The organism is Streptococcus mitis, from assembly GCF_022137125.1.
Lineage (GTDB): Bacteria > Bacillota > Bacilli > Lactobacillales > Streptococcaceae > Streptococcus > Streptococcus mitis_CE.
The window spans coordinates 67,756-82,955 of the sequence record NZ_JAKNEQ010000006.1; the positions used below are offsets into that span (position 1 = coordinate 67,756).

The window sequence follows — 15,200 nt, forward strand, 5'->3', positions numbered from 1 at the left end:
ACTCCTTAAATCGTTATCACATTTTAAAAAGGAGAAATTATGAAAACATCCCTTAAATTTTATCTCACTGCCCTAGCGGCCAGCTTCTTGCTCCTACTTGGTGCATGTAGTACAAACTCAAGCACTAGTAAGACGGAGTCAAGTAGCTCTGCTCCAACAGAGGTAACCATTAAAAGTTCACTAGGTGTAGTCACACTTTCAAAAGTCCCTGAAAAGATTGTGACCTTTGACCTCGGTGCTGCGGATACTATTCGCGCTTTAGGTTTTGAAAAGAATATCGTCGGAATGCCTACAAAAACTGTTCCGACTTATCTAAAAGACCTAGCTGGAAAAGTTAAAAATGTTGGTTCTATGGTTGAGCCAGACCTAGAAGCCCTTGCTGCTCTTGAACCAGACCTAATTATCGCTTCACCACGTACCCAAAAATTCGTAGATAAGTTCAACGAAATCGCTCCGACTGTTCTCTTCCAAGCAGGCAAAGATGACTACTGGACTTCTACCAAGACTAATATCGAATCCCTAGCAAGCGCCTTTGGTGAAACTGGTACACAGAAAGCCAAGGAAGAATTGGCCAAGCTAGACAAGAGCATACAAGAAGTCGCTACTAAAAATGAAAGTTCTGACAAAAAAGCCCTTGCCATCCTCCTCAACGAAGGGAAAATGGCTGCCTTTGGTGCCCAATCTCGTTTCTCTTTCTTGTACCAAACCTTGAAATTCAAGCCAACAGATACTCAATTTGAAGACTCTCGCCACGGACAAGAAGTCAGCTTTGAAAGTGTCAAAGAAATCAATCCTGACATCCTCTTTGTCATCAACCGTACCCTTGCCATCGGTGGGGACAACTCAAGCAACGACGGCGTCCTAGAAAATGCCCTTATCGCTGAAACTCCTGCTGCTAAAAATGGCAAGATTATCCAACTAACACCAGACCTCTGGTATCTAAGCGGAGGCGGACTTGAATCAACCAAACTTATGATTGAAGACGCACAAAAAACCTTGAAATAAGCTACTTTAAACTCAATCACATCTTTACATGATAAAACGCATCCTATCAGACTCACTCAAACCTGATAGGATGCGTTTTTATCATTTCACTAAAATACTTTTACCCAGCCTCATTTTTCTTCTTGATTCCGTTTGAGTGAAAAATGGTCTGGGACGGGGTCCTTACCTGTTTTCGACCAGGGATGGCAACGTAAAATCCGAGCTAAGCCCATCAAAACACCCTTGAAGCCATGTTTTTCAATAGCCTCAATCATATAGTTTGAGCAAGTAGGCTCAAAACGACAAGAAGGTGGAAAGGCTGGCGAGATAAAACGTTGGTAAAAGCGCACAGGCGCTATTAAAATTCGTTTCATTATTTCTTGGTTACAGCCATGGTATGTAGTTGGCTGATTTCTTTTTTGTTAAGACGACGGGATTCTCCTGGACGGAGTCCTGTCAAGTCTAGATGTCCAAAACGGGTCCGTGACAACTTGTCCACTTGAAGACCGACAGCTTCAAACATCTTTTTAACCTGGTGGTTACGCCCTTCATGGATAGTCAACTGTACCACAGAGCGGTTTTTAACTGGGTCCACTTTGAGAATCTCATAGACAGCCGGCTTGGTTTTCTTGCCATCAATCTCAAGTCCACGGGTCAAGGGACGAAGATTGTCCTTATTGGCCACACCTTTAACACGCGCAACATAAACCTTATCAATCTCATTACGAGGGTGAATCATTTCATCCGTAAAATCCCCATCATTGGTCAAAATCAAGACTCCTGATGTATCCCAGTCCAAACGACCTACAGGGTAGATGCGCTCTTTCACGTTGGGCAAGAGGTCCACAACTGTCTTACGGCCCTTGTCATCTGTCACACTGGAAATAACACCTCGTGGTTTGTTAAGCAGATAATAAACCTTTTCTTCGTTGTAGATTGGTTGACCTTCTACTTCGACCTTGTCTCCTGACTTGATGGTCGTTGCGAGTTCACGTACCACCTGGCCGTTGACCGTCACCAAGCCTTGCTTGATTAACTCTTCTGCTTTTCTCCTACTGGCCACACCTGCGTGGGCAATATACTTATTGATTCTCATCTTCTTCTATCCTTTCACCAAATAATTGGCTTTCTCGGGCTTGAATCTCAAGCTCATCAATCACTGGTAATTCTTCTAAATGGTTTATCCCCATGTAATCTAGGAAATAATCTGTAGTCACATAGAGGTTGGGGCGACCCAACACTTCTTTTTTCCCGTCTTCTCGTATCAAGTCAAAGGCCTGCAACTTTGCCAAGGCCCCACTCGAGTTGACACCACGGATGGCATCAATCTCTATCCGTGTGATGGGCTGTTTGTAGGCAATGATGGACAAGGTCTCAAGGGCAGCCCGAGATAAACTCTGGTTGATAGGTGCCTTAGAGTATTCCTTCAAAATCTCTGAAAACTGAGGCTTGGTCACCAATCTATAAGCGCCCCCTGTCTCAATCAGGGCCAAACTGGAATCTGGGTCCCTTTCATACTTCTGGACTAATTTTTCTAAACTCTGTTGGATGCCTGTCGGTGGCAGAGAGAGGAGTTCAGCTAACTGGCGGACTCTAATCCCATCTTCACCCGCTACAAACAAGAGCGCTTCTATTTTTGCTAAAGTACTCATCTTTCCTCTCTATCAAGTCTAGCTTTGGGCCACTTGACTTTCTTCCTTCTTTTCCATGAGATAAATATCTCCGAAACTTTCCTCTTGCACGAGGATCAGCTCCTGGGTTTTGATTAACTCTAGGGTTGCCAAAAAGAGGGTAATGACCTCTTGGAGATTCTGGGCTTCCTTGAACAAATCCTGCAAGCGCAATTGTTCCCGTCCAGCCAAGGACTCTTTCACGATAACCATCATGTCCTCAATCTTATACTCATCCCGCAAGATAGTCGTGTGATTCTGTGCAAACTCCTCTTTTTTCTTGGCTAGGATATTTGAAAAAGCCAAAAAGAGGTCAATGGTCGTCTTGTCATGCACAAGCTCCGCATCTTCGTAAATCAACTCTGTCGGCGCTTTGGAATAGTACTGAGCCCGCTCTTTGTGCTTAGCCTCCAAGTGTTCACCCAAGAGCTTGAATTTGCGGTATTCTTCGATTTGAGAGAGAAGGTCCTGCTCTAGATCGTCCTCCAAGTCGGTCACTTCTGCTACCTTTGGAAGAAGCTTGCGGCTCTTGATTAGCATGAGCTGACTGGCCATGACCATGTACTCGCCCGTCACTTCTAGACGCATGGCCTGCAGGGTTGAGACATAGGCTAGATACTGCTCGATGACTTCCGTAATAGGCACATCGTAGATATCCATCTGATACTTGGAAACCAGGTGCAAGAGCAAGTCCAGAGGCCCTTCAAAATCTTTTAATTTAATATCCATTATCTATATTTTTCTAAGGTCAGGACTGTTTTTAATCCTAATTTTTTTGCAATTTCGTACAAATCGACCTTGTTTTCAATTTGTCGTAGAATGAACTGTTCCCGCAAGGCTTGAGCTGATAAGGCTGGAAAACCTTTCTCCTTGACAAAAGCTTCTAACTGACGAAAGGCCCACTGACGAGAATAGGCTTTCCCTCCCCTTTCAAAGAGATATATCTGACCCATCAAGGGTTCCAATTCTGAAAGCAAGGTTGTAGGAATGGTGACAATCCTCTGTTGGGAAGCCTTCTTGATTCGCAACACTTGAAAGTCCAGATTGATATCCGCAACCTTGAGAGCTAAAATCTCACTCGGCAAGAGCCCCATTTCTAGGATTAAGAGCGCTAGCAAGCGACCCTCTGAATAGTCACTTTCTTGCCAAAAAGAGTCTAGGTCTAACAGTTCTGGCTTTGCCGTCTTCTTTTCAGCTTGTTTAGCTAATTCTAAGCGGTAAAAGCTATCCACTTCTCCTTTTTGATAGAGGAAGTAGAGAAATTGGTTACAGGCCGAAATCTTTCGCTTCTGGGCGCTGATTTTTAGATTGGCTAGCTGGGCTTGGTAAATCTTGAGACTAGTCTCCGAAATCCGCTCGCCCACAATGTCTAAAAAGTGCTCCAAATCATACTTATAGGACTGCTTGGAATTGGCAGACAGACCCTGCTTTTCCTCTAAAAAGGCTGAAATCCTGTCTCTCATTTGCATCGAATCTCAAATTCCTTACTAAAGTCATGCAAGAGGGCATTGACTGCCTTGAGGATAGACTTGCGCGTGATAATTCCTTGGAAAATACCAGACGCATCCACAACCGGCAAGAAGGACTCATCTACCAGCTTGTGCAAGACCTCCGTAATGGTAAAATCAGGCGAAACAACCGCTACATCCGTTTTGGTCATATGAACGATATCCGTATCTGCCATGATTTCTTGACTCAAGTCATGTTCCATCTGATAAGCCATAATATCTCTGAGCCCAATCGTCCCAACAAACTGTTTTTCATCTGTCACAACAGGAACACGGGTATAGGTCATCTGACTAAGCAAGAGTGTCGCATGATCCGCATTGTGAGTATCAATCAACACAGCTAGATTTTTAGCAGGAGTCAAAAAAGTTTCTTCTTGCCCCAACAAGAAAGTCTCAAACTCCTTGGCAATCATCGGCTAAACTCCTTGGACAAGCCCGGATACACCTCATGGTCTCGTGTCAAAAAGTCCACTTTGAAATAACTGTCATCAATCTCCACACGAGCATAGAGACATTCTCTGATGGTCCCACGTGGTTGACTGATGGAACCTGGATTTAGAAAAAGAGTCTTGCCTTCCATCCAAGCACTTGGCACATGCAAGTGACCATAGAGGCAGATATCGGCCTCTTCCTCCTGAGCCCAGTAGTCCAACTTTTGAAAATTGAAATTAATGTCAAACAAGTGACCATGTGTTTGGATAATCTTGGTCGAACCAAGCTCAGTCACCAAACGTTCTGGGTAACCTGCATAGAAGTCCATATTCCCTTTAACAACACGGATGCCTTCCCAAAGGGGAGAATCAGGACGCAGTTCAGAATCGCCGTTATGAAAAACGGCATCAACTTTGCCTACATAGCGATCACGGATTTCTTCCACAATCAAGCTATCGCCATGAGAATCGCTCATTACAATGATGGTTTGCTTTGCCATGATGGAAATACCTCCAAAAGTTTCTTAACGGCTAAGGCACGGTGAGATTGACTATTTTTTTCTTCAAGGGTTAATTCAGCTGAGGACTTGCCTGTCTCTCCTACCAGGAAGAGAGGATCGTAACCAAATCCATTTTCACCCTTAGGTTCAAAGTTAATGTAGCCTGGCCAGTCTGCTTCAACAACCAAGCTTTCCTTGTTTGGACTGGCCACGACTAGGGTTGTATGGAATTGAGCCGAGCGGTCCTTGAGTTCAAAGACCATGGCCAATTCGTGCAAGAGTTTGGCATTGTTTTCACGGTCAGTAGCTCCCACACCTGCGAAACGAGCTGACCAGACACCTGGCAAGCCACCAAGGACATCGACTTTGAGACCTGAGTCATCTGCCAAAACCATCTTGCCCGTTAATTGAGAAATAGTTTCTGCCTTGAGGCGGGCGTTTTCTTCGAAGGTCATGCCTGTTTCTGCTACTTCAGGTAAGTCAGGATAGTCATTAAGATTTTCCACATCGTATCCTAACTTGTCAAAGATAGCTCGAAATTCCTTGGTCTTGCCCTCGTTACGAGTCGCAATCAACAAGGTTTCTCTAACCTTGTTTGTCTCAAAGAAGTCGTGAACATTGACCCCTTCTTTAGGCAATTCCACATACAAGAGTTGCCCATTTTCAACCAAGAGCAGGGCCCCTTGACGTTGAATGACTTCCAAGTTACGTCCCATTTCTTGGTTGAGGATATCTACCACAAAAGACAATAAACGGTAGCGAGAACCATAGCGTAAAACAGCAACTGAAATCGGGAAACCTCGTTCCTCGTCTCGAAAGATTTTGGCCAATCCAACCAGAGGGAAATCCAAGTCTTCATCAGTCAACGTCCGGACGCCACCAAAAATAGCATAGGACCCGACATACCAGTCCTGGTCATCCTTGTATTCATAAATTTTATTTGTCATAATTCTACATGCTCCACATGAATCTCTTTTTCAAGCCATTCTTCACCAATTTGTGCAAAACTTTGGCTGCTGGCTGTTGTGTAAAAACGGTGATGGAGTGGTCCGGCATCGCGACCACGATTGATTTCAAAATAATTAAGTAAGACTGAGATATCCCGTACGCACTCTGCCCCACTATCGATGAGCTGAACCTTGGGTCCCATGACATTTTGAATAATGGGTCTGAGGAGTGGATAATGGGTACAACCCAAAATCAGGCTATCCACCTTTCCAACCAAGGGACGTAGGGTTTCATAAACTACTTTCTTAGTGACACTGGTTGACAGAGCCCCAGACTCCACCAAGGGAGCAAACTTGGGACAGGCCAAACTCTCCACCTGTAAGTCCGGATCCAGATCATTGATTTTCTGTCGGTAGATGTCAGATTGTACCGTCATAGGCGTTCCAATGACTCCGATTTTCCCACCTTGGCTGGACTTGATGGCTGCCGAAGCTCCTGGCAAAATTACACCTAGGACAGGAATATCTAGTTGAGCCTTGATTTCTTCCCAGACGACCGCAGTCGCTGTATTACAAGCAATGACAATCATTTTGACATCCTTGGTCAAAAGAAAGTTGACCAACTGCCAAGTATATTCACGAATTTGCTCAGCAGGACGGGGCCCGTAAGGCGCGCGTGCCGAATCTCCAATATAGACGATTTCTTCATGGGGAAGTTGGCGCATGAGCTCGCGCACAACGGTCAAGCCCCCGACACCCGAATCCAAAAAACCAATTGGTCGATTATCCATACAGTCTTCTTTCTAGTCTTTTTTCTGATTGATAGTTCATTATGATTATTGATCCTTATGAACTGAATGACATCCTAATCAACAACTATCTCTCTTAATCATAATCAAATATCAATAGAATGCAAGGAAAAAGTCTCATCCCTAAAACCATAGCCAACATAGTGAGAAGTCTGGAACTTTCATCCCAGACTTTTCCTTATTTATTTTTTCTTTTTATTGTTAGCAAGGGCTGCCTTTTGTTGGCGGATGATTTGGTGGTAAACTTGTTGTACCTTAGCTTCGCTTGGTTTTTGACCATTTGCACTCAAAAGAGTACGAACTGCTTCAGCATTCAAACGTGGGTTGTCAGCGAATTCTTTTTCAATTTGCTTACGAACCAAGTACATTCCTCCAAGAGCTCCTCCTAGAAAAGCTAGCACAATCAATACAATTGCTAAAAGTAAATCCATCATTTTTCTCCTGTTTCTTTTTGAGTCTCTTTCATTATACCACAAACTAGCCACCCTGACTAGTTTGTTTTACGCTTTCAGGGATGGAATAAATAGCAAAAAGAACCCTGCTTTTCTGCAAAAGAGGGCTCCTTACTGAGTTTATACTCAATGAAAATCAAAGAGTAAACTAGGACGCTAGCCGCAGGTTGCTCAAAACACTGTTTTGAGGTTGCAGATAGAGCTGACACGGTTTGAAGAGATTTTCGAAGAGTATTAATTTCATATTTCTGCCTATCCATTTATACTAATAAAAGACTGAGACACCAGATCTCAGCCTTTTTCTTTATCCCAAAACCAATTCATCACTGACCAGACTTTGACCACTATTTTTCTGGAAGAGATGCATGAGATTTTCAACCGTCAGATGCTTTTTCTCCTCTCCCTTGACATCCACCACTATCTTACCCTGATAGAGCATAATGATACGATTGCCGTACTCAATCGCATGGTTCATATCGTGGGTAATCATCAAAGTCGTCAACTGATGGTGTTCCACAATCTTTTGCGTCAAGTCCATCACCATTTGACTCGTTTTCGGATCAAGCGCCGCAGTGTGTTCATCCAAAAGCAAAAGTTTAGGTTTCACCAGAGCTGCCATGACTAGGGTCAAGGCCTGTCTTTGTCCTCCTGAAAGGTATTGGGTATCCACTTTCAAGCGATTTTCAAGGCCAATATTCAACTCTTTCAAGGCCTCTTGGAACTGGATTCTCTCCTTCTCCTTCACGCCCCAACCAAGCCCTCTCTTCTGCCCACGTCTCAAGGCAATAGCCATATTCTCCTCAATCGTCAAACGAGAAGCTGTTCCCATCTTAGGATCTTGAAAAACACGGGCAATATCCTTGGCTCTCTTTCTTACACTAAGATTTTTAATGGATTTGCCTGCCAATAAAAGGTCCCCTTCATCCACCGATAGATTGCCAGCCAAGATATTCATCAAAGTGGATTTCCCTGCTCCATTTCCACCAATCACAGAGATAAAATCTCCCTCTTCAACCTCTAAGTCTAATCCTTTGAGGACATGGTTCTCATTGACCGTCCCTGCTTCAAAGGTTTTGTGAATATTTTCAAGTGTTAACAAACTTGCCATAACTTTCTCCTCCTATTCATTTCTCAGTTTCAAACCACGAATCTTTAATCTCTTTTGCAGTTCTGGTGCAAATAACACTAAGGCTAGCAAGATTGCATTAAAGAGACGTACCAGGTTTTGATCTAGATTTGGAATTTCATAGATATTTAAAATAATCAAACGGTAAACAATGGCACCGATTCCGATAGATAACAAGCGACCTCCAATGGTCAAGTCGTGTATCAAAACTTCTGCAATAATAACTGCACTCAAACCAACAACGATGGTTCCTGTCCCAGAGGTTACGTCTGAAAATCCATCATTTTGAGCGAACAAGGAACCACACAGGGCAATCAAACCATTTGAAATCATGTAACCAACAATCTTCATGGTGTCTACATTGACCCCATTAGCCTCACTCATCGGAATATTGTCCCCAGTCGAACGCAAGACCAATCCAATCTCCGTTTTCATCAAAAGAGTCAAGACCAAACAAACAAGTAGGAGACAGGCCAAACTGAATGAGAAAACAGCTTCTTCATTTGTCAGCCCCAAGCTCGCCAATTGTTTAAAGACAGTTGAAGAATCTCCCAAGGAAAGGTTGGGCACACTGCCCATGATTTTAATATTGATTGAATAAAGCCCTGTCAAGGTCACAATCCCTGTCAAGAGAGCTGGGATTTTCATCTTGGTGTGGAGCATTCCTGATACAAGACCAGCTACCATACCTGCCAGCAAAGCAAGTAAGGTCGCAATCCAAGGATTTGTCCCTGCCTGTATCTGCGATACAACGACAGCTGCCCCCAAAGGAAAGGCTCCTTCAGCAGTCATATCCGCAATATCCAAAATACGGAAAGTCAAGTAAACTCCAATGGCCATAATCGACCACAACAAACCTTCTGATAAACTAGATAATACAAAACTCATCTTAAACCTCCCTATTCCTTGCTTTCCAACTTACTAATATCAATTCCTAGTGCATCTGCCATTTCTTGATTGGTATGCAATTCCAGTTTTTCAGGCAACTCAACTGCTATATTTTCTGGTTTCTCACCTTTTAAGACACGAATCAACATGCGGGCTGTCTGCCGTCCCAATTCTTCATAATTGGTACCGTAGTTATACAAACCACCAACCGCAATCATTTCCGTTGAGCCACCGAATACTGGAACCTTGTGTTTAATAGAAACCTGCTTAACTGTTTCCATGGTTGACGAAATGATATTGTCCGTTGGTACAAAAACCATATCCACTTCTGCCATCAAACTCTCTGCTGCCGCTTTGACATTGTTACTGTCCAAGATTGTTTTTTCAACAACGGTAAAGCCTTTTTCTTCCAGAAGTCGCTTAGCTTCATCCTTTTGGACAACTGAGTTTGGCTCGCTCTGAGTATAGAGGATTCCAATTGTTTTAGCTTTTGGCAACACTTTCTTTATCAAATTGATTTGGGTTGAGATAGCATCTGATGACTGATCACTTGTTCCAGTTACATTGCCCCCAGGATGCTCTCTTGACTCTACCAACTTGGCACTGACAGGGTCTGTTACAGCTGAAAAGATAACCGGTGTCGTTTGTGTTGTATTAGCCAAGCTCTGAGCAGAAGGCGTTGCGATAGCTAGAACGACATCACTAGATTCTGCTAGTTGCTGGGAAATCGTTTTTAGATTTCTTTGTTCTCCCTGTGCATTTTGCAAATCAATCTCGATATTTTTCCCCTCAATATAGCCTTGCTTGGCCAGCTCATCCACAAAACCTTCTCTAGTAGCGTCTAGGGACTGGTGGGTAATAAACTGCGAAATACCGATACGAAACACATCTTTTTTCTTATCTGCCTTCAACTGATGCAAACTAATCAGAGAGGTCAAGAGGATCCCCACTACCAAGAGGGGTGCTAGTAATTTTCGAACAACTTTCATAATGAAACTCCTTCTCAGAAAAGATAAAACAAAAAACCGCCTAGATACTATCTAAACGGATGCTTGAAATAATCTAACAAGTTACAACTTAGCTAGTCCATTTAGATATTCATCTATATGGACCACAATTAAAAATCTTAGCCACATAGATACAAACAAATTGCTTGAACTGTTTGCATCCATGGTGACATGTCTACAAACACTATCTAAAGTAGCTAAAGTAAAAGTTTTGATTCATCGTTACAGCTTGTTTCTTATTCATTTCTTTTTCTGCTTTCTTTTTTGATGTTTCTTATCTTACCACCTTTTTCATCACCTGTCAAGAATATTTCAGAATTTTTTAAAATTTTTCGAAAATTCTTTCAGAATGCTTTCAAAGACTTTCAAATCAGTCCAACAAAAAAAGGTTTATAATTTCCATAAAAGTTGACATGGAAATTATAAAACCATTATTAGTTTAACCCTTGTTGGTAACGCGCTAATTCGGCTTGGTTAGCCCAAACATAGTGACCTGGACGGATTTCTACCATAGATGGCTTATCAGTCTCATAGTCGTGTTGACTTGGGTCGTAAACCTTCAAGACCTTCTTACGTTCCAAGATTGGATCTGGGATTGGTACCGCTGAAAGCAAGGCTTGAGTATATGGATGAATTGGATTGTTAAACAATTCTTCTGTTTCTGCAACCTCTACAATAACACCCTTGTAAATAACTGCGATACGATCTGAAATAAAGCGAACGACAGACAAGTCATGGGCGATGAAGAGATAGGTCAAACCAAGTTCTTTTTGGAATTTTTTGAGCAAGTTCAAGACTTGAGCACGCACAGAAACGTCCAAGGCTGAAATGGGCTCATCCGCAATAACAAAGTCTGGTTGCATGACCAAGGCACGGGCAATACCGATACGTTGACGTTGACCACCTGAGAATTCATGAGGGTAACGAGTCAAGTGCTCAGCAAGAAGCCCCACTTCACGGATAATATTTTTAACTTTCTCTTTACGTTCTTCTTCATCCTTGAACAGATGATGATTGTAAAGACCTTCAGAAATAATATAATCAACAGTCGCACGTTCATTCAAACTTGCGGCAGGATCTTGAAAAATCATCTGGATACGACGAATCAATTCTGCAGCTTGTTCACGCGATTTCTTACCATTAATCTTTTGACCATCAAAAATGATATCCCCATTACTTGTATCATTAAGACCGATGATGGCACGACCAATAGTTGTTTTCCCACTACCTGACTCACCTACAAGCGAGAAAGTTTCTCCCTTGTTGATAAAGAAGTTAGCATTTTTAACCGCGACAAACTTCTTACTTCCTTCACCGAAGGAAATTTCTAAATCTTTGATTTCTACTAATTTTTCAGACATTTCCTTCCTCCTAGTCAGCCAGATGGGCAAATCCCATTTTATCACGGATCTTATCGTGAAGATTTGCAATCACAGCTGGTTTTTCTACTTTTGGAGCATCCTCATGAAGTAGCCAAGTTTTAGCCCAATGTGTCTCTGATACTGAGAATTGAGGAGCTTTTTGTTCAAAGTCAATCTGCATTGCATAGTCAGAACGCAAGGCAAAGGCATCCCCTTTCAGGTCAGTATAAAGTGACGGAGGTGTTCCTGGGATTGAGTAAAGTTCCCCTTTATCATCAGCAAGCTGAGGCAAGCTAGACAAGAGACTCCATGTATATGGATGGCGAGGGTCATAGAAGACTTCCTCAACAGTTCCATACTCAACGATTTCTCCCGCATACATAACTGCTACCTTATCCGCAATACTTGCTACCACACCAAGGTCATGGGTGATAAAGATTGTTGTGAAATGGTACTCGTTTTGTAAAGATTTTAGCAAATCAATAATCTGTGCTTGGATGGTTACATCCAAGGCAGTTGTTGGCTCATCACAGATCAAGACATCAGGTCGGCAGGCAAGGGCAATAGCAATAACGATACGTTGACGCATCCCTCCAGAATATTGGAATGGGTATTCATCAAAACGTCTATCTGCATCTGGAATCCCAACCTTATTCATGTAGTCAATGGCCAATTCTTTCGCTTCTTTAGCTGTTTTGCCTTGGTGTTTTACAATAACTTCTGTAATCTGACTACCAATTGTTTTAATTGGGTCCAAACTAGTCATTGGATCTTGGAAGATAGTCGCAATCTTAGCACCACGAATTTGTTCCCAATCCTTGTGAGAAGACAAGGCTGTCAAGTCCTGACCACGGTAGTCAATACTTCCTTGGGCAATGCGACCATTTTCTTCAAGCATACCTGTGAAAGTCTTTGTCAAAACAGATTTCCCTGATCCTGACTCACCTACCAAGGCTAATACTTCTCCTTCAACTAGTTCAAGGGAAACGCCGCGAATGGCTGTCAATACTTTGTCACGAACGTCAAATTCCACGACAATATCGCGAGCAGTCAAAATTACATTTTTTTCTTTTGTCATTTCTACTCCTATCTATGTGTACGTGGATCACTAGCATCCGCTAAGTTTTGACCAACTACGAAAAGGGATAAGGATACCAAGACAAGAGTTGTCAATGGAATCCAGAACAAGTAAGCATTAGTTGTTACGTTTTGTGAATAATCCGAAATCAAACGACCCAAACTTGGTACTGTAATAGGCAATCCAAGTCCAAAGAATGACAGAAAGGCTTCATAGGAGATAAATGCTGGAAGCATTTGTGATGTAGTCGTAACAATAACAGATACCAATTGTGGCATGATATTTTTAATGACAATTTTGTATGTTGGAGTTCCGAGTGTGCGTGAAGCAAGGTTGTACTCTAAGTCACGGTAACGCATGATTTGGATACGAATTGAGTAGGCAATCCCAATCCATGTTGTTACACTCATTGCAAAAATCAGATTCCAGAATCCAGCTCCGATTGAGTAAGTCAAGACAATGACAATCAAAAGAGATGGGATGTTTGAGATGACGTTATAAACTTCCATCATCACACGGTCTACTGATTTCGAAATTCCCCAAATACCACCGACAAAGACACCGATAACCAAGTTAATCACTGTCGCAATCACAGAAATGAGGATAGAGTTACGAGCTCCGAACCAAACACCGTCAAAGAGCGATTTACCGTTACTGTCAGTACCGAACCAATGCTCAGCATTTGGCTTAATATAACGAGCACTAAAATCGTTCACTTTGCTGACATCATTGAAATCAAACTTAGAAAACATTGGGTAGATGAAACTCATCAAAATGATAGCTACCAAGATTCCCAACATGACTACAGTTGATTTCTTCTTCATAAATTGTCTAAACACTGAACCCCAGTATGAATAAGCTGGCGCATCAATGGCTTCAGAGGCAAAATCGTCACGTTTTACAAACTGAAATTTTTCTTTATCGATTGTAGACATTATTTGCCTCCTTTCTCAGTCAATTTAATACGTGGGTCAATAATAGTCATCCAAATATCTCCCAAAAGAAGTGAGAAGATAGAAATACATGTAAAGATGAAGACAAGACCTACGACCATAGAGTTATTAGATGCTTTTACAGAGTCAATCAACATTTTACCCATACCTGGGAAGGCGAAGACTGTTTCAGTAAGGGTTGCACCACCGATAACCCCGATAACAGCACCAGGAATCCCTGAAACCAGCGGAACCATGGCATTTTTAAAGATGTGTTTGTTTGAAATTTCTTTTTCAGACAAACCTTTTGCACGAGCAAAACGAACAAAATCCTGTGATTGCAAGTCAATCATGTAACGACGAATCCAAATAGCGGTACCAGGAGCACCCAATAAACCAAGGATAACTGCTGGTAAAACATACGAACGCCAATCTCCAGCACCCAAAATAGGGAATGAATCTGGAAGACCAATTGATGATCCAATCAAACGAACAATGTAAACCAAAGCAATGGTTGGAAGAGCCATCAAGAAGGTCAAAGCCCCTGTTGAGAAGCTATCAATCCAAGTGTTCTTGAAGCGAGCCATAGCTGAACCAAGTGGCACGGCAATCGCATAAGAAATCACCAAACCGATCAATCCAACGATTGCAGAGCTAGCAATCATAGAAGGATATTGGTAGTTGCTTTCAGTAGCAGTATATGGGTCATCTTTCCCATAGTTAGCTACTTCACGTGAATCAGCCTGACTAGGAGACTTGTAGGTTCTTGAGTAAATATTTACAGAAGAAGTTTTCTTACCTGTTGGGAACTGAACTTGAGATGTTTTTGTTTGCCCTTGACCCTGAGTAATAACCTGTAAAACAGGGCTATTAGCATAGGTTGGATAAGAGTCACCTAAATTAATGTTCACAAAGTTTTGATGCACAAATGGGAACTGACTGTTGAAGTACAAGAGATATTTGTGTTTAGTTCCTGAACCAACCAAGGACCATCCGATAGCTGGATCATTTTCAAAACGAAGGTAACGTTTCAAGTCTGGATTTTCAGGGTCTTGAATTTTATTAGTATGATCAATGTCAATCAAGTTAGCATAGAAGTGAAAAACACGTTCAAAAATCGGGATTTCACGAGTAGCGTAGAATTGGCCACTTTCAGTAAATTCTCCCAGGGTCCAACCATGACCGATTTGTTTGATGTATTTTTCATAGATAGCCTTGTTGGTGTCATTGGCTTCAACTGTTACAGAAGCATCCATCTGGCTAGCTTTTTCTTGCAACTCTTTGGTATCGTAGTACTCGATATAGCCCATACGCTCATAAACAGTATTCTCATAGTTATCACGTTTATCAGCAGTTGTCGCAATCTTATTATAGTTGGTATCCTGTTTGAAAATCAATTTTCGAGGAACCATTGTATAGATGATCGTGTAAGTCAAGGTTGTTACTAAGAAGATAGAAACCAATGACCGCAAAACACGCATAAAAATATATTTTTTCATATCATTTC

General features: G+C 42.1%; 18 protein-coding genes. 1 reads left to right on the plus strand and 17 read right to left on the minus strand.

The genetic code is table 11. The features are described 5' to 3' along the window. Positions 1-39: 39 nt before the first annotated feature. Positions 40-1,005 (plus strand): siderophore ABC transporter substrate-binding protein, encoded by a 966-nt coding sequence (locus L0P31_RS06525; protein WP_238096240.1) that lies wholly within the window; start codon positions 40-42, stop codon positions 1,003-1,005. A gap of 110 nt (positions 1,006-1,115) precedes the next feature. Here L0P31_RS06525 and yidD read toward each other — a convergent pair whose 3' ends face one another. The 17 genes from yidD to L0P31_RS06610 form a co-directional block, all read right to left on the minus strand. Further along, positions 1,116-1,358, minus strand: a complete 243-nt coding sequence (yidD, locus tag L0P31_RS06530) for a membrane protein insertion efficiency factor YidD (protein WP_084927008.1) — start codon at positions 1,356-1,358, stop codon at positions 1,116-1,118. Continuing rightward, positions 1,358-2,080 carry a pseudouridine synthase gene (locus tag L0P31_RS06535; RefSeq protein WP_001222228.1) on the minus strand — a complete coding sequence of 241 codons (723 nt, stop codon included), beginning with the start codon at positions 2,078-2,080 and terminating at the stop codon, positions 1,358-1,360. The genes yidD and L0P31_RS06535 overlap by 1 nt, the downstream gene beginning before the upstream one ends. Further along, positions 2,067-2,636: an SMC-Scp complex subunit ScpB gene (gene scpB, locus L0P31_RS06540; RefSeq protein WP_070526553.1), complete on the minus strand. Its 570-nt coding sequence runs from the start codon at positions 2,634-2,636 to the stop codon at positions 2,067-2,069. The genes L0P31_RS06535 and scpB overlap by 14 nt, the downstream gene beginning before the upstream one ends. Positions 2,637-2,654: 18 nt before the next feature. Continuing rightward, positions 2,655-3,383, minus strand: coding sequence for a segregation/condensation protein A (locus L0P31_RS06545; protein ID WP_238096241.1), 729 nt, complete (start codon positions 3,381-3,383; stop codon positions 2,655-2,657). After that, positions 3,383-4,117, minus strand: a complete 735-nt coding sequence (xerD, locus tag L0P31_RS06550) for a site-specific tyrosine recombinase XerD (protein WP_282185625.1) — start codon at positions 4,115-4,117, stop codon at positions 3,383-3,385. Before xerD ends, L0P31_RS06545 begins: the two co-directional genes overlap by 1 nt. Next, entirely contained in the window at positions 4,114-4,575 is a 462-nt protein-coding gene (cbpB, locus tag L0P31_RS06555) for a cyclic-di-AMP-binding protein CbpB (protein ID WP_238096245.1), read from the minus strand. Before cbpB ends, xerD begins: the two co-directional genes overlap by 4 nt. Next, positions 4,572-5,093 (minus strand): metallophosphoesterase, encoded by a 522-nt coding sequence (locus L0P31_RS06560; protein ID WP_001118952.1) that lies wholly within the window; start codon positions 5,091-5,093, stop codon positions 4,572-4,574. Before L0P31_RS06560 ends, cbpB begins: the two co-directional genes overlap by 4 nt. Next, positions 5,069-6,040 carry a nucleoside-triphosphate diphosphatase gene (locus L0P31_RS06565; RefSeq protein ID WP_000182403.1) on the minus strand — a complete coding sequence of 324 codons (972 nt, stop codon included), beginning with the start codon at positions 6,038-6,040 and terminating at the stop codon, positions 5,069-5,071. Before L0P31_RS06565 ends, L0P31_RS06560 begins: the two co-directional genes overlap by 25 nt. After that, positions 6,037-6,831, minus strand: coding sequence for a glutamate racemase (gene racE, locus L0P31_RS06570; RefSeq protein WP_033684754.1), 795 nt, complete (start codon positions 6,829-6,831; stop codon positions 6,037-6,039). Before racE ends, L0P31_RS06565 begins: the two co-directional genes overlap by 4 nt. A gap of 200 nt (positions 6,832-7,031) precedes the next feature. Continuing rightward, positions 7,032-7,280 carry a YneF family protein gene (locus L0P31_RS06575; protein ID WP_000364990.1) on the minus strand — a complete coding sequence of 83 codons (249 nt, stop codon included), beginning with the start codon at positions 7,278-7,280 and terminating at the stop codon, positions 7,032-7,034. 325 nt (positions 7,281-7,605) lie between these two features. Continuing rightward, positions 7,606-8,409 (minus strand): ABC transporter ATP-binding protein, encoded by an 804-nt coding sequence (locus L0P31_RS06580; protein WP_024057379.1) that lies wholly within the window; start codon positions 8,407-8,409, stop codon positions 7,606-7,608. 12 nt (positions 8,410-8,421) lie between these two features. Next, entirely contained in the window at positions 8,422-9,315 is an 894-nt protein-coding gene (locus L0P31_RS06585; protein WP_000011439.1) for an ABC transporter permease, read from the minus strand. A gap of 11 nt (positions 9,316-9,326) precedes the next feature. Further along, a complete protein-coding gene (locus L0P31_RS06590) occupies positions 9,327-10,304 on the minus strand; it encodes an ABC transporter substrate-binding protein (protein WP_000869834.1) in 978 nt (325 codons plus the stop codon). Between the two features lie 452 nt (positions 10,305-10,756). After that, positions 10,757-11,683, minus strand: coding sequence for an ATP-binding cassette domain-containing protein (locus L0P31_RS06595; protein ID WP_001291284.1), 927 nt, complete (start codon positions 11,681-11,683; stop codon positions 10,757-10,759). A 10-nt stretch (positions 11,684-11,693) separates the two neighbouring features. Next, entirely contained in the window at positions 11,694-12,761 is a 1,068-nt protein-coding gene (locus L0P31_RS06600) for an ABC transporter ATP-binding protein (protein ID WP_042900320.1), read from the minus strand. 8 nt (positions 12,762-12,769) lie between these two features. Continuing rightward, complete coding sequence (gene oppC, locus L0P31_RS06605) at positions 12,770-13,696, minus strand: oligopeptide ABC transporter permease OppC (RefSeq protein ID WP_049486660.1); 927 nt, start codon at positions 13,694-13,696, stop codon at positions 12,770-12,772. Then, the gene (locus L0P31_RS06610) at positions 13,696-15,192 is read right to left on the minus strand and encodes an ABC transporter permease (protein WP_049543732.1); all 1,497 of its coding nucleotides are present in this window, start codon (positions 15,190-15,192) and stop codon (positions 13,696-13,698) included. Before L0P31_RS06610 ends, oppC begins: the two co-directional genes overlap by 1 nt. Between the last annotated feature and the right edge of the window lie 8 nt (positions 15,193-15,200).

Bases quoted from the DNA above. Each gene is read 5' to 3' on its own strand.
- L0P31_RS06525 (WP_238096240.1), top strand. From the start codon at position 40: ATGAAAACATCCCTTAAATTTTATCTCACTGCCCTAGCGGCCAGCTTC.
- yidD (WP_084927008.1), bottom strand. From the start codon at position 1,358: ATGAAACGAATTTTAATAGCGCCTGTGCGCTTTTACCAACGTTTTATC.
- L0P31_RS06535 (WP_001222228.1), bottom strand. From the start codon at position 2,080: ATGAGAATCAATAAGTATATTGCCCACGCAGGTGTGGCCAGTAGGAGA.
- scpB (WP_070526553.1), bottom strand. From the start codon at position 2,636: ATGAGTACTTTAGCAAAAATAGAAGCGCTCTTGTTTGTAGCGGGTGAA.
- L0P31_RS06545 (WP_238096241.1), bottom strand. From the start codon at position 3,383: ATGGATATTAAATTAAAAGATTTTGAAGGGCCTCTGGACTTGCTCTTG.
- xerD (WP_282185625.1), bottom strand. From the start codon at position 4,117: ATGAGAGACAGGATTTCAGCCTTTTTAGAGGAAAAGCAGGGTCTGTCT.
- cbpB (WP_238096245.1), bottom strand. From the start codon at position 4,575: ATGATTGCCAAGGAGTTTGAGACTTTCTTGTTGGGGCAAGAAGAAACT.
- L0P31_RS06560 (WP_001118952.1), bottom strand. From the start codon at position 5,093: ATGGCAAAGCAAACCATCATTGTAATGAGCGATTCTCATGGCGATAGC.
- L0P31_RS06565 (WP_000182403.1), bottom strand. From the start codon at position 6,040: ATGACAAATAAAATTTATGAATACAAGGATGACCAGGACTGGTATGTC.
- racE (WP_033684754.1), bottom strand. From the start codon at position 6,831: ATGGATAATCGACCAATTGGTTTTTTGGATTCGGGTGTCGGGGGCTTG.
- L0P31_RS06575 (WP_000364990.1), bottom strand. From the start codon at position 7,280: ATGGATTTACTTTTAGCAATTGTATTGATTGTGCTAGCTTTTCTAGGA.
- L0P31_RS06580 (WP_024057379.1), bottom strand. From the start codon at position 8,409: ATGGCAAGTTTGTTAACACTTGAAAATATTCACAAAACCTTTGAAGCA.
- L0P31_RS06585 (WP_000011439.1), bottom strand. From the start codon at position 9,315: ATGAGTTTTGTATTATCTAGTTTATCAGAAGGTTTGTTGTGGTCGATT.
- L0P31_RS06590 (WP_000869834.1), bottom strand. From the start codon at position 10,304: ATGAAAGTTGTTCGAAAATTACTAGCACCCCTCTTGGTAGTGGGGATC.
- L0P31_RS06595 (WP_001291284.1), bottom strand. From the start codon at position 11,683: ATGTCTGAAAAATTAGTAGAAATCAAAGATTTAGAAATTTCCTTCGGT.
- L0P31_RS06600 (WP_042900320.1), bottom strand. From the start codon at position 12,761: ATGACAAAAGAAAAAAATGTAATTTTGACTGCTCGCGATATTGTCGTG.
- oppC (WP_049486660.1), bottom strand. From the start codon at position 13,696: ATGTCTACAATCGATAAAGAAAAATTTCAGTTTGTAAAACGTGACGAT.
- L0P31_RS06610 (WP_049543732.1), bottom strand. From the start codon at position 15,192: ATGAAAAAATATATTTTTATGCGTGTTTTGCGGTCATTGGTTTCTATC.